Annotated in this window: 16 protein-coding genes; 9 read left to right on the top strand and 7 right to left on the bottom strand. The window is 70.1% G+C overall.

What is annotated here, in order from left to right:
• Nucleotides 1-24: 24 nt before the first annotated feature.
• Together J3P38_RS15820 and J3P38_RS15815 are read right to left on the bottom strand one after the other, a co-directional pair.
• Nucleotides 25-1,416: an aspartate aminotransferase family protein gene (locus J3P38_RS15820; RefSeq protein ID WP_210504323.1), complete on the bottom strand. Its 1,392-nt coding sequence runs from the start codon at nt 1,414-1,416 to the stop codon at nt 25-27.
• The gene (locus J3P38_RS15815; RefSeq protein WP_246850090.1) at nt 1,413-1,871 is read right to left on the bottom strand and encodes an Lrp/AsnC family transcriptional regulator; all 459 of its coding nucleotides are present in this window, start codon (nt 1,869-1,871) and stop codon (nt 1,413-1,415) included. Before J3P38_RS15815 ends, J3P38_RS15820 begins: the two co-directional genes overlap by 4 nt.
• A 170-nt stretch (nt 1,872-2,041) precedes the next feature.
• On the opposite strand from J3P38_RS15815, the gene J3P38_RS15810 reads away from it, so the two are divergent.
• Genes J3P38_RS15810 through J3P38_RS15770 form a run of 9 tightly spaced genes read left to right on the top strand, consistent with a single transcriptional unit; the run spans nt 2,042 to nt 13,216 of the window.
• Nucleotides 2,042-3,487 (top strand): gamma-aminobutyraldehyde dehydrogenase, encoded by a 1,446-nt coding sequence (locus J3P38_RS15810; RefSeq protein ID WP_307807959.1) that lies wholly within the window; start codon nt 2,042-2,044, stop codon nt 3,485-3,487.
• 45 nt (nt 3,488-3,532) lie between these two features.
• Nucleotides 3,533-4,792: an ABC transporter substrate-binding protein gene (locus J3P38_RS15805; protein WP_210504322.1), complete on the top strand. Its 1,260-nt coding sequence runs from the start codon at nt 3,533-3,535 to the stop codon at nt 4,790-4,792.
• The gene (locus J3P38_RS15800) at nt 4,792-5,904 is read left to right on the top strand and encodes an ABC transporter ATP-binding protein (protein ID WP_210504321.1); all 1,113 of its coding nucleotides are present in this window, start codon (nt 4,792-4,794) and stop codon (nt 5,902-5,904) included. Before J3P38_RS15805 ends, J3P38_RS15800 begins: the two co-directional genes overlap by 1 nt.
• Nucleotides 5,901-6,812, top strand: coding sequence for an ABC transporter permease (locus tag J3P38_RS15795; RefSeq protein ID WP_210504320.1), 912 nt, complete (start codon nt 5,901-5,903; stop codon nt 6,810-6,812). The genes J3P38_RS15800 and J3P38_RS15795 overlap by 4 nt, the downstream gene beginning before the upstream one ends.
• 10 nt (nt 6,813-6,822) lie before the next feature.
• A complete protein-coding gene (locus J3P38_RS15790) occupies nt 6,823-7,719 on the top strand; it encodes an ABC transporter permease (RefSeq protein WP_307807958.1) in 897 nt (298 codons plus the stop codon).
• Complete coding sequence (locus J3P38_RS15785; RefSeq protein ID WP_307807957.1) at nt 7,712-9,034, top strand: saccharopine dehydrogenase family protein; 1,323 nt, start codon at nt 7,712-7,714, stop codon at nt 9,032-9,034. The genes J3P38_RS15790 and J3P38_RS15785 overlap by 8 nt, the downstream gene beginning before the upstream one ends.
• Nucleotides 9,031-10,371: a 4-aminobutyrate--2-oxoglutarate transaminase gene (gene gabT / locus J3P38_RS15780; RefSeq protein ID WP_210504318.1), complete on the top strand. Its 1,341-nt coding sequence runs from the start codon at nt 9,031-9,033 to the stop codon at nt 10,369-10,371. The genes J3P38_RS15785 and gabT overlap by 4 nt, the downstream gene beginning before the upstream one ends.
• A 26-nt stretch (nt 10,372-10,397) precedes the next feature.
• Nucleotides 10,398-11,858 (top strand): NAD-dependent succinate-semialdehyde dehydrogenase, encoded by a 1,461-nt coding sequence (locus J3P38_RS15775; protein ID WP_210439911.1) that lies wholly within the window; start codon nt 10,398-10,400, stop codon nt 11,856-11,858.
• A complete protein-coding gene (locus J3P38_RS15770) occupies nt 11,855-13,216 on the top strand; it encodes a transaminase (protein WP_210439910.1) in 1,362 nt (453 codons plus the stop codon). Before J3P38_RS15775 ends, J3P38_RS15770 begins: the two co-directional genes overlap by 4 nt.
• 61 nt (nt 13,217-13,277) lie before the next feature.
• Here the strand turns inward: J3P38_RS15770 and J3P38_RS15765 are convergent, their stop codons facing one another.
• The 5 genes from J3P38_RS15765 to rpsL all read right to left on the bottom strand — a co-directional run bounded on the left by J3P38_RS15765 (nt 13,278) and on the right by rpsL (nt 18,316).
• Nucleotides 13,278-13,865 carry a mismatch-specific DNA-glycosylase gene (locus J3P38_RS15765; RefSeq protein WP_210439909.1) on the bottom strand — a complete coding sequence of 196 codons (588 nt, stop codon included), beginning with the start codon at nt 13,863-13,865 and terminating at the stop codon, nt 13,278-13,280.
• 142 nt (nt 13,866-14,007) lie between these two features.
• Nucleotides 14,008-15,201 carry an elongation factor Tu gene (gene tuf / locus J3P38_RS15760; RefSeq protein ID WP_210439908.1) on the bottom strand — a complete coding sequence of 398 codons (1,194 nt, stop codon included), beginning with the start codon at nt 15,199-15,201 and terminating at the stop codon, nt 14,008-14,010.
• Nucleotides 15,202-15,273: 72 nt separating this feature from the next.
• Nucleotides 15,274-17,388, bottom strand: a complete 2,115-nt coding sequence (fusA, locus tag J3P38_RS15755) for an elongation factor G (protein ID WP_210439907.1) — start codon at nt 17,386-17,388, stop codon at nt 15,274-15,276.
• A gap of 86 nt (nt 17,389-17,474) precedes the next feature.
• Nucleotides 17,475-17,945: a 30S ribosomal protein S7 gene (gene rpsG / locus J3P38_RS15750; protein WP_129453354.1), complete on the bottom strand. Its 471-nt coding sequence runs from the start codon at nt 17,943-17,945 to the stop codon at nt 17,475-17,477.
• The gene (rpsL, locus tag J3P38_RS15745; protein ID WP_056906817.1) at nt 17,945-18,316 is read right to left on the bottom strand and encodes a 30S ribosomal protein S12; all 372 of its coding nucleotides are present in this window, start codon (nt 18,314-18,316) and stop codon (nt 17,945-17,947) included. Before rpsL ends, rpsG begins: the two co-directional genes overlap by 1 nt.
• Between the last annotated feature and the right edge of the window lie 82 nt (nt 18,317-18,398).

Below are 18,398 nucleotides of genomic sequence, written 5' to 3'. Positions count from 1 at the left end.
GGGCGCACATCAGCGACGTGCCGCTCAGAGGTGCGCGAGCGCCCCCGTCAGCACCGAGCGGAGCCGCTGCTCGATGTCGTCGAACTCCGGCTGGCCGATGATCAGCGGCGGCGCGAGCTGGATCACGGGGTCGCCGCGGTCGTCGGCGCGGCAGTAGAGCCCGGCCTCCCACAGCGCCCCGGAGAGGTAGCCGCGGAGCAGCCGCTCGGACTCGGCGTCGTTGAAGGTCTCCTTTGTCTCCCGGTCCTTCACGAGCTCGATGCCGTAGAAGTAGCCGTGGCCGCGCACGTCGCCCACGATCGGGATGTCCAGCAGCCTCTCCAGCGCCGCGCGGAACGCCGGGGCGTTGCGGGCCACGTGGTCGTTGAGGCCCTCGCGCTCGAAGATGTCGAGGTTGGCCATCGCGACGGCCGAGGAGACCGGGTGGCCACCGAACGTGTACCCGTGGGCGTACGCCGTCGTCCCGCTCCTGAACGGCTCGAACAGCCGGTCGCTGGCGATCATCGCGCCGATCGGCGAGTAGCCGGACGTCATGCCCTTGGCGCAGGTGATGATGTCGGGCTGGTAGCCGAACTCCGAGGCGCCGAACATCTCGCCGACGCGGCCGAACGCGCAGATGACCTCGTCGGAGACGAGCAGCACGTCGTACTCGTCGCAGATCTCGCGGACCCGCTCGAAGTAGCCGGGCGGCGGCGGGAAGCACCCGCCCGCGTTCTGCACCGGCTCCAGGAAGACCGCGGCGACGGTGTCGGGGCCCTCGAACTCGATGGCCTCCGCGATCCGGTCCGCGGCCCACCGGCCGAACGCCTTCTCGTCGTCGCCCACGAACTCGGGGCGGCGGTAGAAGTTGGTGTTCGGCACCTTGTGCGCTCCCGGCACCAGGGGTTCGAACATCTCCTTCAGCGGCGGGATGCCGGTGATGGACAGCGCCCCCTGCGGGGTGCCGTGGTAGGCCACGGCGCGGGAGATCACCTTGTGCTTGTTCGGCTTGCCGGTGAGCTTGAAGTACTGCTTGGCCAGCTTCCAGGCGGACTCCACGGCCTCGCCGCCACCGGTGGTGAAGAAGACGCGGTTCAGGTCGCCGGGGGCCATCGCGGCGATCCGGTCGGCCAGCTCGACCGCCCGCGGGTGGGCGAAGGACCAGAGCGGGAAGAAGGCGAGCTCCTTGGCCTGGCGGGCGGCCGCCTCGGCGAGCTCCTCGCGGCCGTGGCCGACCTGCACGACGAACAGGCCGGCGAGGCCGTCGATGTACTCCCGCCCGTGGCTGTCCCAGATGCGGTGACCCTCCCCCCGCACGATCATCGGCATCTCGCCGCCATTCTCGTAGGTGGAGTGCCGGGTGAAGTGCAACCACAGGTGGTCGCGCCCGGCGGCCTGGTGGTCGAAGGTGTCGGCGGAGGACGTGTGCAGGCTCATCGGGTACCCCAGTTGTAGTGCTGCTTGTTGAGCTTGAGGTAGACGAAGGTCTCCGAGGAGACCACGCCCTCGAGCTCTCGGACCTGGCGGATGACGTCGAGCAGGTGCGGGTCGTCCTCGCACACCACCTCGACGAGGAGGTCGAAGCTGCCGGCGGTCGTGACGACGTAGTCGACCTCGCTCACCTCGGCGAGGCGGTCGCCCACCTTCATCGGGTCGCCCTCGGTGCGCACGCCGATCATCGCCTGGCGGGTGAACCCGACCTGGGTCGGGTCGGTGACGGCGACGACCTGCATCACCTCGGAGTCGAGCAGCTTCTGGACCCGCGCGCGAGCAGCGGCCTCGGACAGCCCGACGGCCTTCGCGATCGCGGCGTAGGAGATGCGGCCGTCCTCCTGGAGGAGCTCGATGATGCGCTTGGCGGTCGCATCGAGCCGCACCGATCCCTCACTCATGCGGCCCATCGTGGACGGGAGACTGCGGCTTCGCAAGTCGTCGGACGTGGAATCCGCATTTCATACTCGTTAATTCTGCGATTACCGCAGAATCTTTGCCCGTGGGTATGGAGATTGACCGGTCCGCCGTCCTAGTCTCCCTTCGACCGCACCCGACCGGGAGGACACACGTGACCAGCCCCCGCACGCTTCGCAACTTCATCGGTGGCCGCTTCGTCGACGGCAGCCCCGGAGCGATGAGCGACGTCGTCAACCCCGCCACGGGCGAGGTGGTCGCCCGTGCGCCGGTGAGCGGCACCGAGGAGGTCGACGCGGCGTACGACGCCGCCGGCCGGGCCTTCGGGGAGTGGGGCCGCACGACGCCGAGCGAGCGCCAGCAGGCGCTGCTCAAGCTGGCCGACGCCGTGGAGTCCCACGCCGACGAGCTGATCGCACTGGAGTCGGAGAACACCGGCAAGATCAAGGCGCTGACCGCGAGCGAGGAGATCCCGCCCATGGTCGACCAGCTCCGGTTCTTCGCCGGTGCGGCCCGGGTCCTCGAGGGCAAGGCCGCCGGCGAGTACATGGCGGGCCACACGTCGTGGATCCGGCGGGAGCCGATCGGCGTCGTCGGCCAGGTGACGCCGTGGAACTACCCGTTGCTCATGGCGGTGTGGAAGATCGGCCCCGCCCTCGCCGCCGGCAACACCGTCGTCCTCAAGCCCAGCGACACCACACCGGAGAGCACCCTGCGGCTGGCCGAGCTGGCCTCGGAGCACCTGCCCGCGGGCACGCTGAACGTCGTGACCGGCGACCGCGAAACCGGCCGCCTGCTCGTGGAGCACCCGACGCCCGCCATGGTCGCGATCACCGGCTCGGTGCGCGCCGGCGCGGAGGTGGCGGCGAGCGCCGCGCCGCAGGTCAAGCGGGTCCACCTCGAGCTGGGCGGCAAGGCGCCGGTGGTGGTCTTCGACGACGCCGACCTCGAGGCCGCCGTGGAGGGCATCGCCGTCGCGGGCTACTTCAACGCCGGCCAGGACTGCACCGCCGCGACACGGGTCCTCGTCGCGCCGGGGATCCACGACGACTTCGTGGCCGCGCTCGCGGAGTACGCGCGCAGCTCCGCGCCGGTGGGGCTGCCCGACGACGAGGACGCGCTGCTCGGCCCGGTCAACAACACCAACCAGCTGGCGCGGGTCACGGGCTTCATCGAGAACCTCCCCGCGCACGCGACCGTGTCGGCCGGCGGCAACCGGCGCACGGACCTCGGCGGGGGCTACTTCCTCGAGCCGACCGTGCTCTCCGGCCTGCGCCAGGACGACGAGGCCGTCCAGAACGAGATCTTCGGCCCCGTCATCACGGTCCAGCGCTTCACCGACGAGGACGAGGCGGTCCGCTGGGCCAACGGCGTCGACTACGGCCTGGCCTCCTCGGTGTGGACCAGGGACTTCGGCCGCGCGATGCGGATGTCGCGGGCGCTCGACTTCGGCTGCGTGTGGATCAACACCCACATCCCGCTCGTCGCCGAGATGCCGCACGGCGGCTACAAGAAGTCCGGCTACGGCAAGGACCTCTCGATGTACGGCTTCGAGGACTACACCCGCATCAAGCACGTCATGGCCAACATCGAGGTCTGAGCCGGGCCAGCAGGAGCGACTCGGGCTGAGCGGAGGAAAGAACAGATGACACCCATCCCACGCCGCGCGCGGCGTCCCCTGTCGACGCCGGCCGCCGCCGTCGTCGCGGCAGCCTCCTCCGGCGGGCTGAGCCGCCGGGCGCTGCTGGGCACCGGCATGGCCGCCGGCGCCGGGGTCGCCCTCGCCGGGTGCGCACCGCCGAAGCCCCCGTCGGGCAGCGCCGGGCTGACCAACCTCGACCTGCCCGAGGACGTCTCCGACGCGGAGAAGATCCTCAAGTGGGCCAACTGGACGGCCTACCTCGACATGAACGGGAAGGAGACGAAGTCACCGACGCTCGAGGCGTTCATGCAGCAGACCGGGATCGAGGTCAGCTACAGCGAGGACATCGACGACAACGACTCGTACTACGCCAAGGTCGCCCCGCAGCTGCGGGCGAACCAGAGCATCGACCGCGACATCTTCACCCTCACCGACTGGATGGCCGGGCGGGTCATCCGCGACCAGCTGTGCCAGCCGCTCGAGCTGATCCAGATGCCCAACGTGGTCGGCAACCTGCTGCAGCCGCTCAAGGACGTGTCCTTCGACCCCGGCCGCAACTTCTCCATCACCTGGCAGAGCGGCTTCGCCGGCATCGGCTACAACCGCGACAAGGTCGGCCGGGAGCTCAAGTCCCTCGACGACCTGTGGACCGACGACCTGAAGGGCCGCGTCGTCGTGCTCTCGGAGTTCCGCGACACCGCCGGGCTGGTCATGCAGTCCCAGGGAGTCGACATCGACAGCGACTGGGGCCGCGCGGAGTTCGAGAGCGCGCTGGACTTCATCGAGCAGAAGATCGAGGAGGGCTACATCCGCAAGGTGAAGGGCAACTCGTACATGGAGGACCTCACCAGCGGCAACGCCGTCGCCGGCATCACCTGGAGCGGCGACATCTTCGTGCTGGCCTACGACACCGGGGACCCGGCCTGGACGTTCACCATCCCCGAGTCCGGCGGCACTCTCTGGTCGGACAACCTCATGGTGCCGATCACCGCCACCCACCGGAAGAACGCGCAGAGGCTCATGGACTACTACTACGACCCGGCCGTCGCGGCGCAGGTCGCTGCCTGGGTCAACTACGTCTGCCCCGTCGACGGCGCGCAGGCCGAGATGGAGAAGATCGACCCCGAGCTCGCGGAGAGCCCCTGGATCTTCCCCACGGCCGACTTCATCGCCGAGCGCAACATCCAGCAGTTCCGCGCCCTCGGTGCCGACGAGGACATCGAGTTCGCCGACCTGTGGTCCACGAAGGTGATGGGCAACTGATGGCCGGCTTCCGGGAAGCACGCGGCGACCTCCGGCTCGAGGGCGTGACCAAGGCCTTCGGCGACTTCACCGCCGTCGACGACATCGACCTGACGGTCCCGCGGGGCTCGTTCTTCGCCCTGCTCGGCCCGTCGGGCTGCGGCAAGACCACCACGCTGCGTATGGTCGCGGGGCTCGAGCAGCCCACCGCCGGCCGGGTGATGATCGGCGACACCGACCTCACCGGATCCCGGCCGTACGAGCGGCCGGTCAACACCGTCTTCCAGTCCTACGCGCTGTTCCCGCACCTGACGATCCGCGACAACGTGGCCTTCGGACCCAAGCGCCGCAAGGACAAGGACGCCGCCAGGCGGACCGACGAGGCGCTCGAGCTGGTGCAGATGACGCCCCTGGCCGGGCGCAAGCCCGCGCAGCTCTCGGGCGGCCAGCAGCAGCGCGTCGCACTGGCCAGGGCGCTCGTCAACCACCCCGAGGTGCTGCTGCTCGACGAGCCGCTCGGCGCGCTCGACCTCAAGCTGCGCCGCGAGATGCAGGTGGAGCTCAAGCGCATCCAGACCGAGGTGGGCCTCACCTTCATCCACGTCACCCACGACCAGGAGGAGGCCATGACCATGGCCGACACGGTCGCGGTGATGAACCGGGGCCGGATCGAGCAGCTCGGCGCTCCCGCGTCGCTGTACGACCTCCCACGCACCCGCTTCGTCGCGAACTTCCTCGGCCAGGCGAACACCGGCGTGGGGACGATCGAGGGCACCGACGGCGACCACCTCGTCGCCGACGTGCTCGGCACCAAGGTCAGGATCCTGAGGTCGCGCTCGGAGGTGCACGAGGGCCAGGTGCTCTTCGGCGTGCGCCCCGAGAAGGTGACGGTCTCGCGCGACCAGCCCGCCGGCGTCGGGAACGACGTCAAGGGCGTGGTGCGCGACGTGTCGTTCCTCGGGGTGGCGACGAGCTACCTCGTCGACATGCCGAGCGGGGCCACGTGGAGCTGCTACGAGCAGAACCTCGACGTCGACCCCATCGACCTGCGGCCCGGGGACGAGGTGTGGCTGACGTGGAACCCCGGCCACGCCTTCGGGGTGCCCGTGGACGACGCCGTGGTCCCCGCATGAGCGGGCTCGCGCAGGTCGCGGGCGATCCCGGGGTGAGCCGAGCCGCGCCGGCTCCGGAGTCGACCAAGCGGAGCCGGACGGCGTACCTGCTCCTGCTCCCGGGCGCGCTGTGGCTCGGGGTGTTCTTCGTCCTGCCCCTGGTGCAGCTCGCCTCCGTGAGCCTGCAGAGCCGCTACCCGGGCTTCCCGGGCTACTACTACCGCGACGTCAACGTCGAGAACTACGTCAGCGCGCTCACCGACTACGCGCCGCACTTCGCGCGGTCGTTCCTCTACGCGGGCCTGGCCACCCTGCTCGCGTTCGTCGTGGCCTACCCGCTCGCCTACGCGATGGCGTTCAAGGCCGGCCGGTGGCGCAACCTCATGATGATCTGCGTCATCGCGCCGTTCTTCACCTCGTTCATCCTGCGCACCTTCGCGTGGTCGCAGATCCTGGCCGACGAGGGGTGGGTGGCGCGGACGCTCGACGTCCTCCACCTGCTGCCGGGCGGCCACATCATCAACACACCGGTCGCGGTGGTCGCGGGCCTGACCTACAACTTCCTGCCCTTCATGGTGCTGCCGATCTACGCCTCGCTGGAGCGGGCCGACCCGCGGGTGATCGAGGCGGGGGGCGACCTGTACGCCAACGGCTTCACGACGTTCCGCACCGTCACCCTGCCGATGTCCATGCCGGGGGTCCTGGCCGGGACGCTGCTGACCTTCATCCCGGCGGCCGGCGACTTCGTCAACATGGAGCTGCTCGGCCCCCAGCGCGGCAAGATGGTCGGCAACGTCATCAACGACCAGTTCCTCGCCATCCCCGGCGGCTACCCGGTCGCGGCCGCGCTGTCGTTCACGCTCATGGCCGCGATCTTGGCGATGGTCTTCCTCTACGTCCGCCGCTTCGGCACCGAGGAGCTGGTCTGACATGGCGACGGTGACCACCCCCCGGACCACGCCCCCGGCCACGGGTGCCTCCTCCCCCGGCTACCGGCCCTCGCTCGCCAAGCGCGTCCAGCTGTGGCTCGCCAAGCACTTCGCGATGCTGTCGGCGATCCTGGTCCTGCTGTATCTCTTCCTGCCGGTCGCCTACACGTTCGCGTTCTCGTTCAACGACCACGGCAAGACCAACATCGTGTGGCAGGGCTTCACGTGGGAGCACTGGCAGGACCCGTGCGGCGTCGCCGGCGCCTGCGAGTCGCTGGTGACCTCGCTGCAGGTCGGGGCGATCTCCACCCTGGTGGCCACGGTCCTCGGCACGCTCATGGCGCTGGCGATGGTCCGCTACCGCTACCGGGGCAAGGCAGCCAGCAACGTCCTGATCTTCGTGCCGATGGCCACGCCCGAGATCGTCATGGGCGCCGCCCTGCTCACGATCTTCGTGCAGGGGTTCTCCAACATCGGGATCCACCTCGGCTTCGGCACGATCGTGTTCTCGCACATCATGTTCTGCCTGAGCTTCGTGGTGGTCACGGTGAAGGCGCGCATCCAGTCCCTCGACCCCCGCATCGAGGAGGCCGCCCAGGACCTCTACGCCGGGCCGGTGCAGACCTTCTGGAAGGTCACGTTCCCGCTCATCCTGCCGGGCATCCTGGGCGCGGCGATGCTCGCCTTCTCGCTGTCCTTCGACGACTTCATCATCACCAACTTCGTCTCCGGCAACGAGAACACGTTCCCCAAGTTCGTCTACGTCGCCTCGCGCCGCGGCATCCCCGCGGAGGCCAACGTCATCGGCTTCTCGATGTTCGTGCTGGCGGTCCTGCTCGTCATCGGAGCGCAGGTCGTGGGATCGGCGCGGTCGTCGCGTTCCCGAGGTCGGTCGAGGAGTGAGTGAGCGCGTGGTGCAGCCCGTGCGCGTGCTGATGGTAGGGGCGGGTGGCGTCGGTGACGCCGCCGCCCGCATCGCGGTGGAGCGCGACTTCTTCGAGGCCTGGGTGGTGGCCGACTACGACCTCCAGCGCGCCGAGCGCACCGTCACCGCCGCACGCGAGCGGCGAGCGGGCGAGGAGCGCTTCACCGCCGCGCAGGTCGACGCCTCCGACGCGGCCGCCGTGACCGCGCTCGCTCGGCAGGTGCGGGCCACCCACGTGCTGAACGCTGTCGACCCGCGGTTCGTCATGCCCGTCTTCAGTGGTGCACTGGACGCCGGCGCCGACTACCTCGACATGGCGATGAGCCTGTCGGAGCGGCACTCCGAGGCGCCCTACGAGAAGGTGGGCGTGAAGCTCGGCGACCTGCAGTTCGCCCTCGCCGGCGAGTGGGAGGCTGCCGGCCGGCTCGCCCTGCTCGGCATCGGGGTCGAGCCCGGGCTCTCCGACGTGTTCGCCCGCTACGCCGCCGACGAGCTGTTCGACCACATCGACGAGCTCGGCACCCGTGACGGCGCCAACCTCGTGATCCGCGACGACGACGGCAACGAGGTCTTTGCGCCCGGCTTCTCGATGTGGACGATCATCGAGGAGTGCCTCAACCCGCCGGTGGTGTGGGAGCGACAGCGCGGCGACGGCGACCTCGAGGCGGGCTTCTTCACGCTGCCCCCCTTCTCCGAGCCGGAGGTGTTCGACTTCCCGGAGGGGATCGGCCCCGTCGAGTGCGTGCACGTCGAGCACGAGGAGGTGCTGCTCATGCCACGGTGGATCGAGGCGGACCGGGTCACGTTCAAGTACGGCCTCGGCGAGGAGATGATCGCCATCCTGCGCACCTTGCACACCCTCGGCCTGGACTCCACCGAGCCCGTCTCCGTGAAGGGGGTGGAGGTGTCCCCCCGCGACGTCGTCGCCGCCTGCCTGCCGGACCCGGCGACGATCGGGCCGCGGATGGAGGGCAAGACCTGCGCCGGGCTCTGGGTCACCGGCGCCGGCAAGGACGGCCGGCCCCGGTCGACCTACCTCTACCACGTGGTCGACAACGCCGACTCGATGCGCGACTACGGCACCCAGTGCGTGGTCTGGCAGACCGCCCTCAACCCGGTCGTCGCGCTCGAGCTGCTCGCACGCGGCACGTGGTCGGGCACCGGCGTGCTGGGGCCCGAGGCGCTGCCGCCGAAGCCCTTCCTCGACCTGCTCGCCGCACCCAGGCCGGAGGGCTACGGCTCCCCGTGGGGGATCGAGGACAGACCACCCCACGACCCGGGAAAGGACCGCGCATGACGCTCAGCCAGGAACGCATCCTCGCCACCGACATCCCGGGCCCGCGCTCGCTCAACCTGCAGGCCCGCAAGCTCGGGAGCGTGTCGGCGGGTGTCGGCACGACGCTGCCGGTCTACGTCGAGCAGGCCGGCGGCGGCATCCTCCGCGACGTCGACGGCAACCAGCTGATCGACTTCGGGTCCGGCATCGCGGTCACGACGGTCGGCAACGCCCACCCGCGTGTGGTCGAGGCGGTGCGGCGGCAGGTCGCCGACTTCACCCACACCTGCTTCATGGTCACGCCCTACGAGGAGTACGTCGCGGTGTGCGAGAAGCTCGCCGACGTCACCCCGGGCGAGCACGAGAAGCGCTCCGCCCTGTTCAACTCCGGCGCCGAGGCCGTGGAGAACGCGGTCAAGGTGGCCCGGCACCACACCGGCCGCGACGCGATCGTCGTGTTCGACCACGCGTACCACGGACGCACGAACCTCACGATGGCGCTGACCGCGAAGAACATGCCCTACAAGCACCGCTTCGGGCCCTTCGCCGGCGAGATCTACCGGGCTCCGATGGCGTACCCGTACCGCTGGCCCGGCGGTCGCGAGGCGTGCGCCGAGGAGGCGTTCGACGCCTTCGTCGCGACCGTGCACGCACAGGTGGGCGAGGACAGCTGCGCGGCCGTGCTGGTCGAGCCGATCCAGGGCGAGGGCGGCTTCATCGTCCCGCCGCCGGGGTGGCTGGCCCGGGTGGCCGAGTGGTGCCGCGAGCACGGCATCCTGCTCATCGCCGACGAGATCCAGACGGGATTCGCCCGCACCGGCGACTGGTTCGCCTGCGACCACGAGGGGGTCGTGCCCGACCTGCTGACGACCGCCAAGGGCATGGCCGGCGGCCTCCCGCTCGCCGCCGTGACCGGTCGCGCCGACGTCATGGACTCCGTCCACGTCGGTGGGCTGGGCGGCACGTACGGCGGGAACCCGGTCGCCTGCGCCGGCGCCCTGGCGGCGATCGAGACGATGGAGGCCGAGGACCTGCCTGCTCGGGCACGCGAGATCGAGGCGATCTTCCTGCCGCGGCTGCACGCGCTCGCGAAGCGGCACCCCGACCGCGTCGGCGACGTCCGCGGACGCGGCGCGATGCTGGCGGTCGAGCTGGTCGCCGACGGCCCCGGACGTACGCCGGACGCGGCGCTCGCCGCCGCGGTGCACCGTGCCTGCTCCTCGCAGGGGCTGGTGACGCTGACCTGCGGCACGTTCGGCAACGTCTTCCGGTTCCTGCCGCCGCTCGCGATCAGCGACGACCTGCTCGTCGAGGGCCTCGACGTCTTCGAGGCGGCGTTCGAGGGGGTCGTCGGGTGACGGGCCGGCGGTGGCAAGGTGGAGGCATGGCTGACGTGGACAACAGCGTGATCGAGACGGTGCCGACGCGGCTGCTCATCGGCGGCGAGTGGGTCGAGGCCACCGGTGGCGGCAAATTCGAGGTGCACAACCCCGCCGACGGCGGCGTGCTGACCAGCGTCGCCGACGCGACACCCGAGGACGGGGAGCGGGCGCTCGCGGCGGCCTCCGCCGCCCAGCGCGAGTGGCGCGCGACCGAGCCGCGGACGCGCGGGGAGATCCTGCGCAGCGCGTTCGAGCTGCTCACCGAGCGGGCCGACGAGTTCGCCCGTCTGATGACCCTCGAGATGGGCAAGACGCTGGCCGAGGCGAAGGGCGAGGTGACCTACGGGTCGGAGTTCTTCCGCTGGTTCTCCGAGGAGGCGGTGCGCATCCACGGGCGCTACTCCCCCGCGCCGTCCGGCAACAGCCGGCTGATCACCATGAAGGCCCCGGTGGGCCCCACGTTGATGATCACCCCCTGGAACTTCCCGCTGGCGATGGGCACCCGCAAGATCGGTCCGGCCATCGCCGCCGGCTGCACGATGGTCGTCAAGCCCGCGTCGGAGACCCCGCTGACGATGCTCGCCCTCGCGAAGCTGCTCGAGGAGGTCGGGCTGCCTCCCGGCGTGCTCAACGTCGTCACCACCACCGACTCCGGCGGCGTCTGCGAGCCGATCATCAAGGACCCGCGGCTGCGCAAGCTCACCTTCACCGGCTCGACGGGCGTCGGCAAGGTCCTCGTGGGGCAGGCATCGGACCAGCTGCTGCGCGTCTCCATGGAGCTCGGCGGCAACGCCCCCTTCCTCGTCTTCGAGGACGCCGACCTCGACGCCGCGGTCGACGGCGCGATGCTCGCCAAGATGCGCAACATCGGCGAGGCCTGCACGTCGGCCAACCGCTTCCTGGTCCACCAGTCGGTCGCGCAGGAGTTCTCGACCAGGCTGGCCGAGCGGATGGGCGGCCTCACCGTGGGCGACGGCACCGAGGAGGGCGTCGACGTGGGCCCGCTCATCACCGACAAGGCGCGCCGCGGGGTGCACGAGCTGGTCGAGGAGGCGGTGTCGAGCGGCGCCCGCGCGCTCGTCGGCGGCGCGGTCCCCGACGGCCCGGGCCACTTCTACCCGCCGACCGTGCTGGTCGACGTACCCGCCTCCGCCCGCGTGTTCCGCGAGGAGATCTTCGGCCCCGTCGCCCCCGTCACGACGTTCGGCACCGAGGAGGAGGCCCTCGAGCGGGCCAACGACACCGAGTACGGCCTCGTCGCCTACGTCTTCACCCGCGACCATGCCCGCGTCCTGCGGGTCAGCGAGGCGCTGGAGTTCGGCATGGTCGGCGTCAACACCGGCATCGTGTCGAACCCGGCGGCTCCCTTCGGCGGGGTCAAGCACTCGGGCTTCGGGCGCGAGGGCGGGTTCGAGGGCATCGAGGAGTACCTCGAGACCAAGTACGTCGGCAGCGCGCTGTGACGACCGTCGACCGCCGGCGCCTGGCGGCCCTTCACGCCGAGGAGGAGCAGCGCTTCGTCGACCTGCACCCGACCTCCGCCCGCCTCGCGAAGGAGGCGGGCGAGCACCTGCTGGCCGGTGTGCCGATGCCGTGGATGACGCGCTGGCCGGGCTCGTTCCCGCTCTTCGTCGAGTCTGCGGACGGTGGCCGGTTCACCGACGCCGACGGCCTCGACTACGTCGACCTGTGCCTGGGCGACACGGGGTCGATGACCGGGCACTGCCTCCCCGCGGTGGCCGACGCCGTCCGGGAGCGCGCCGAGCGCGGCATCACCACGATGCTGCCCTCCACCGACGCCACGTGGGTCGCCGCGGAGCTGAGCCGGCGCTTCGGGCTGCCGCGCTGGCAGATGGCGATGACGGCCACCGACGCCAACCGGTTCGTGCTGCGCTTCGCGCGCCACCTCACCGGACGGCAGCGCATCGCGGTCATGGACTGGTGCTACCACGGCACCGTCGACGAGACGCTGGCGGTGCTCGAGCACGGGCGGGCCGGTGACCGCGTGGTGGCCCGACCGGGTGCGCTCGGCCCTCAGGTCGACGTCGCCCGGACGACCGCGGTCGTCCCGTTCAACGACCTCGACGCCCTCGACAGGCGGCTGGCGGATGGCGACGTCGCCTGCCTGCTGATGGAGCCGGCGCTGACCAACATCGGCATCGTGCTGCCCGACGAGGGCTACCTCGCCGGCGTCCGCGAGGTCACCCGCCGCCACGGCGTGCTGCTCGTCAACGACGAGACCCACACCATCTGCGCCGGTCCCGGCGGCGCCACGGCCGCATGGGGGCTCGAGCCGGACTTCGTCGTCATCGGCAAGCCGATCGGCGGCGGCATCCCGGTCGCGGCGTACGGCATGGCCGAGGAGGTCGCCGCACGCCTCGAGGGCCCGATGCTGGGCCACGAGATCGACGTCGCCGGCGTGGGCGGGACCCTGTCGGGCTCGGCCCTGGCGATGGCCGCGGTCCGGGCGACGCTGTCGACGGCGCTGCGGCAGGAGGACTTCGACGTCTCGATCCCGCTGGCGACGAGCTTCACCGACGGCATCCAGGGGGTCATCGACGACCACGACCTGCCGTGGCACGTGCAGCGCCTCGGCTGCCGCGCGGAGTACTGGTTCTGCCCGCCCCCGCGCACCGGGGCGGAGGCGGCGGCCGCCGTCGACGAGGAGCTCGACGCGTTCTTCCACCTCTGGACGGTGAACCGCGGCGTCCTGCTCGCGCCGTTCCACAACATGTCGCTCTTCTCGCCGTACCACTCCCGGTCCGACGTCGACGCGCACACCAGCGCGTTCCGCGGCGCGGTGGAGGCGCTGCTGGGATGAGCGGCCCGCGACGGATGCCCGGCGACGTCCTGGTGCACCTGCGGGGGCGCGACCACCCCGGTCAGCCCGGCGGCGGGCCGTCGACGACCCCGGCGGCCCGAGCCGCCTCGCCGTACGCCGTGGCGAGCGTGTCGACGGTCTCGTGCGCGTTGAGACCCGACGGGTTCGGCACCACGAACACCCGCGACGCTCCCCACCGGGCGGGCTGCTCGCCGGCCGCGGCGCGGCGGTCGAACGCCGTGCGGTAGGCGGTGACGCCGGCGACCGCGACGACGCGGGGCCGTCGTTCGGCCACGAGTGCGCGCAGCCGCTCGCCGCCTCGCCGCAGCTCCTCGGGCGTGAGCTCGTCGGCCCGGGCGGTGGCACGCGCAGCGAGGTTCGTGATGCCGATGCCGCGTCGCCGCAGCGCGTCGCGGTCGTCCTCGGTCATGCCCGCCGCCTGGTCGACCGGGTGCGTCACGACCCCGGCCCGCAGCAGCGCGGGCCAGAACCGGTTGCCCGGGTGGGCGAAGTGCGTCTGGGTCGCGGCGGTCCACAGCCCCGGGTTGATGCCGACGAACAGCAGGAGCAGCGGCTGGTCGCCGGTCGGGAGCAGGTCGGGCACCTCGACGTCACGGAACGACTCGAGCTGGTCCCTGGTGAACCCCATGGGCACCATCGTGCCCCGCGCCGGCGCGATCGCGGTCACCGCCCCCGGGCCGTCCGTGCGACTGGCGCGCACGACGAAGGCCCCGGACCAGGGGTCCGGGGCCTTCGTGGTGCTGCTGGTGCCGGTCAGCGACCGGCGGGGATCACTTGGTGATCTTGGTGACGCGACCGGCGCCGACGGTGCGGCCGCCCTCGCGGATGGCGAAGCGCAGGCCCTCGTCCATCGCGATGGGCTGGATGAGCTCGACCGACATCTCGGTGTTGTCACCCGGCATGACCATCTCGGTGCCCTCGGGCAGGGTCACGACGCCCGTCACGTCCGTGGTGCGGAAGTAGAACTGCGGACGGTAGTTGTTGAAGAACGGCGTGTGACGGCCGCCCTCGTCCTTCGACAGGATGTAGACCGAGGCGTCGAAGTTGGTGTGCGGGGTGGTCGTGCCCGGCTTGATCACGACCATGCCGCGCTCGACGTCCTCGCGCTTGGTGCCGCGGAGCAGCAGACCGACGTTCTCACCGGCCTGGCCCTCGTCGAGGAGCTTGCGGAACATCTCGACACCGGTGACGGTGGACTTCTGCGAGCCCTCGCGGATGCCGATGATCTCGACCTCCTCGTTGACCTTGACGATGCCGCGCTCGATGCGACCGGTGATGACGGTGCCACGACCGGTGATCGTGAAGACGTCCTCGACGGGCATGAGGAACGGCTTGTCGGTGTCACGCTCGGGGGTCGGGATGTAGTCGTCGACGGCCTGCATGAGCTCGGCCACCGACTCGCCCCACTTGGCGTCGCCGTTGAGGGCCGGGAAGGCCGCCACGCGCACGACGGGGATGTCGTCGCCCGGGAACTCGTACTCGGAGAGGAGCTCGCGCACCTCCATCTCGACGAGCTCGATGAGCTCCTCGTCGTCGACCATGTCGCACTTGTTGAGCGCGACGACCAGGGCCGGCACGCCGACCTGGCGGGCGAGCAGCACGTGCTCACGGGTCTGCGGCATCGGACCGTCGGTGGCCGCGACCACCAGGATCGCGCCGTCCATCTGCGCCGCGCCGGTGATCATGTTCTTGATGTAGTCGGCGTGACCGGGGCAGTCGACGTGCGCGTAGTGGCGCGACTCGGTCTGGTACTCGACGTGCGCGATCGAGATCGTGATGCCGCGCTGGCGCTCCTCGGGAGCCTTGTCGATCTGGTCGAACGCCGAAGCCTCGTTGAGGTCCGGGTGCTTGTCGTGCAGCACCTTGGTGATCGCCGCGGTCAGCGTCGTCTTGCCGTGGTCGATGTGACCGATGGTGCCGATGTTGACGTGCGGCTTGGTCCGCTCGAACTTCGCCTTAGCCACTGGGGCTCCTCCTGATTGTTGTTACTTGACTCGTGGGTGGGTCTTGCTGGGGTGCCGAGGATCCGGCAGCGATCACTCGCCGCGGACCTTCTTCACGATCTCGTCGGCGATGTTCGTGGGAACCTCGGCGTACGAGTCGAACTCCATCGAGTACGACGCCTGACCGGAGGTCTTGGACCTCAGGTCGCCAACGTACCCGAACATCTCGGACAGCGGCACGAGGGCGCTGACGACCATGTCGCCGTGACGCTCCTCCTGCGCCTGGATCTGGCCGCGGCGCGAGTTGATGTCACCGATGACCGTGCCGAGGAAGCCCTCGGGGGTCGTGACCTCCACCGCGAACATCGGCTCGAGCAGGACCGGTCGGGCCTTGCGGGCGGCCTCCTTGAAGGCCTGGTTGCCGGCGATCTTGAACGCGAGCTCGGACGAGTCGACGTCGTGGTAGGCACCGTCCTCGAGGGAGAACTTCACGTCGACCATCGGGTATCCGGCGAGCACGCCGAACTCCATGGCCTCCTGGCCGCCCTGGTCGACCGAGGGGATGTACTCCTTCGGGACGCGACCACCGCTGACGTTGTTGACGAACTCGTAGCCCGCGCCGGTGCCGGTCTCGGGGTCGATGTTCGGCTCGAGCGAGATGACGACCTTCGCGAACTGGCCGGAGCCACCCGTCTGCTTCTTGTGGGTGTAGCTGTGGTTCTCGACCTTGTTGCGGATGGTCTCGCGGTAGGCCACCTGCGGCTTGCCGACGGTCGCCTCGACGCGGAACTCGCGCTTCATGCGGTCCACCAGGATCTCGAGGTGGAGCTCGCCCATGCCGGCGATGATCGTCTGGCCGGTCTCCTCGTCGGTCTTGACCGTGAAGGTCGGGTCCTCGTCGGAGAGCCGCTGGATGGCGGTGCCGAGCTTCTCCTGGTCGCCCTTGGTCTTGGGCTCGATCGCGACCTCGATCACCGGGGCCGGGAACGTCATCGACTCGAGCACGACCTGGTTGTTGGGGTCGCAGAGGGTGTGACCGGTCTTGGTGTCCTTCAGGCCCATCACGGCCACGATCTGGCCGGCGCCGACGGACGCGATCTCCTCACGCTTGTTCGCGTGCATCTGGTAGACCTTGCCGATCCGCTCCTTCTTGCCGTTCACCGAGTTGACGACGGTGGAGCCGGCCTCGAGCTTGCCCGAGTAGACGCGGACGTAGATCAGCTTGCCGAGGTGCGGGTCGCTGGCGATCTTGTAGGCGAGGCCGGAGAACGGCTCGTCGTCGGAGGGCTTGCGAGAGATCGCCTGCTCCTCGTCGCGCGGCGAGTGGCCGATGATCGCGTCGATGTCGAGCGGCGAGGGCAGGTACTTCACGACCGCGTCGAGCAGGGGCTGGACGCCCTTGTTCTTGAACGCGGTGCCGCACAGGACCGGGTTGAGCTTGTCGGCCAGGGTGGCGCGGCGGATGGCGGCCTCGAGGGTCTCGACGTCGAAGACGTCGCCGTCCTCGAGGTAGACCTCCATGATGTCGTCGTCGGCCTCGGCGAGGGTCTCGACGAGGCGCTCGCGGTACTCCGCGGCCTTGTCGGCGAGCTCGGCCGGGATCTCCTCGACGTCGTAGTCCTCACCCATCTTGGTCTCGCCGCGCCAGGTGAGGGCACGCATGCCGACCAGGTCGACGACACCGAGGAAGTCGGACTCCGCGCCGATGGGCAGCTGGAGCACGAGCGGGGTGGAGTTGAGGCGCTCGACCATCATGTCGACGCAGCGGAAGAAGTCGGCTCCGGTGCGGTCGAGCTTGTTGACGAAGCACATGCGGGGGACGGAGTACTTGTTGGCCTGGCGCCACACCGTCATGGTCTGCGGCTCGACACCGGCGACGCCGTCGAACACCGCCACGGCGCCGTCGAGGACGCGCAGCGAGCGCTCGACCTCGGCGGTGAAGTCCACGTGGCCGGGCGTGTCGATGATGTTGATCTGGTGGTCCTTCCACCAGCAGGTCGTCGCGGCGGACGTGATGGTGATGCCGCGCTCCTGCTCCTGCTCCATCCAGTCCATCGTGGCGCCACCCTCGTGGACCTCACCGATCTTGTAGGTGATGCCGGTGTAGAACAGGATGCGCTCGGTGGTGGTGGTCTTGCCGGCGTCGATGTGCGCCATGATGCCGATGTTGCGGACCTTGTTGAGGTCGGTGGTGATGTCGACAGCCACTGTTGTGTCTCAGTCCCTCGGAAGTTGATGGGGTTGTGGGGTGAGGGGCCGCACGCCGCGCGCTGCGCTCGTGCGGCCCCTCGCCGTCACCAGCGGTAGTGGGCGAAGGCCTTGTTGGACTCGGCCATCTTGTGCGTGTCCTCGCGCTTCTTCACCGCGGCGCCGAGGCCGTTGCTCGCGTCGAGGATCTCGTTCATGAGGCGCTCGGCCATGGTCTTCTCGCGGCGGTCCTGGGCGTAGCCCACGAGCCAGCGCAGGGCCAGCGTGGTGGAGCGGTTGGCCTTGACCTCGACCGGGACCTGGTAGGTCGCGCCGCCGACGCGGCGGGACTTGACCTCGATGGCCGGCTTGACGTTGTCCATCGCGCGCTTGAGCGTGACGACCGGGTCGGTGCCGGTCTTCTCGCGGCAGCCCTCGAGGGCGGTGTAGACGATGCGCTGCGCCACGGCCTTCTTGCCGTCCTGGAGGACCTTGCTGACGAGCTGGGTGACCAGCTGCGAGCCGTAGACCGGGTCGACGACCAGGGGGCGCTTGGGAGCGGGACCCTTGCGAGGCATTACTTCTCCTTCTTCGCGCCGTAGCGGCTGCGGGCCTGCTTGCGGTTCTTGACACCCTGGGTGTCGAGCGAGCCGCGGATGATCTTGTAGCGGACGCCGGGAAGGTCCTTCACACGGCCGCCGCGCACGAGCACGATGGAGTGCTCCTGGAGGTTGTGACCGACACCCGGGATGTAGGCGGTGACCTCGACGCCGCTGCTCAGGCGCACGCGGGCGACCTTGCGGAGGGCGGAGTTCGGCTTCTTCGGGGTGGTCGTGTAGACGCGGGTGCAGACGCCACGGCGCTGCGGGGATCCCTTCAGGGCAGGCGTCTTGTTCTTCGACACCTTGTCCTGGCGGCCCTTGCGGACCAGCTGGTTGATGGTGGGCACCGGGTGGTTCCCTCTCTCTGTTCTCTCGTCACGGCTCGGCGCGTTGCCGGGCTCGGGGTCGTGCGTTCCTGCGTGTGCCTGC

The sequence above is a fragment of the Nocardioides xinjiangensis genome, assembly GCF_017916455.1.
Lineage (GTDB): Bacteria > Actinomycetota > Actinomycetes > Propionibacteriales > Nocardioidaceae > Nocardioides > Nocardioides xinjiangensis.
The sequence above is the reverse complement of the archived record's forward strand: the minus strand, read 5'-3'. Positions and strand labels throughout refer to the sequence as shown.

What these genes read in the sequence shown, in the direction of transcription:
- rpsG (WP_129453354.1), bottom strand. Translation starts at nt 17,945, where the DNA reads ATGCCTCGCAAGGGTCCCGCTCCCAAGCGCCCCCTGGTCGTCGACCCG.
- J3P38_RS15805 (WP_210504322.1), top strand. Translation starts at nt 3,533, where the DNA reads ATGACACCCATCCCACGCCGCGCGCGGCGTCCCCTGTCGACGCCGGCC.
- J3P38_RS15800 (WP_210504321.1), top strand. Translation starts at nt 4,792, where the DNA reads ATGGCCGGCTTCCGGGAAGCACGCGGCGACCTCCGGCTCGAGGGCGTG.
- J3P38_RS15795 (WP_210504320.1), top strand. Translation starts at nt 5,901, where the DNA reads ATGAGCGGGCTCGCGCAGGTCGCGGGCGATCCCGGGGTGAGCCGAGCC.
- J3P38_RS15820 (WP_210504323.1), bottom strand. Translation starts at nt 1,416, where the DNA reads ATGAGCCTGCACACGTCCTCCGCCGACACCTTCGACCACCAGGCCGCC.
- J3P38_RS15765 (WP_210439909.1), bottom strand. Translation starts at nt 13,865, where the DNA reads ATGGGGTTCACCAGGGACCAGCTCGAGTCGTTCCGTGACGTCGAGGTG.
- J3P38_RS15815 (WP_246850090.1), bottom strand. Translation starts at nt 1,871, where the DNA reads ATGAGTGAGGGATCGGTGCGGCTCGATGCGACCGCCAAGCGCATCATC.
- J3P38_RS15775 (WP_210439911.1), top strand. Translation starts at nt 10,398, where the DNA reads ATGGCTGACGTGGACAACAGCGTGATCGAGACGGTGCCGACGCGGCTG.
- gabT (WP_210504318.1), top strand. Translation starts at nt 9,031, where the DNA reads ATGACGCTCAGCCAGGAACGCATCCTCGCCACCGACATCCCGGGCCCG.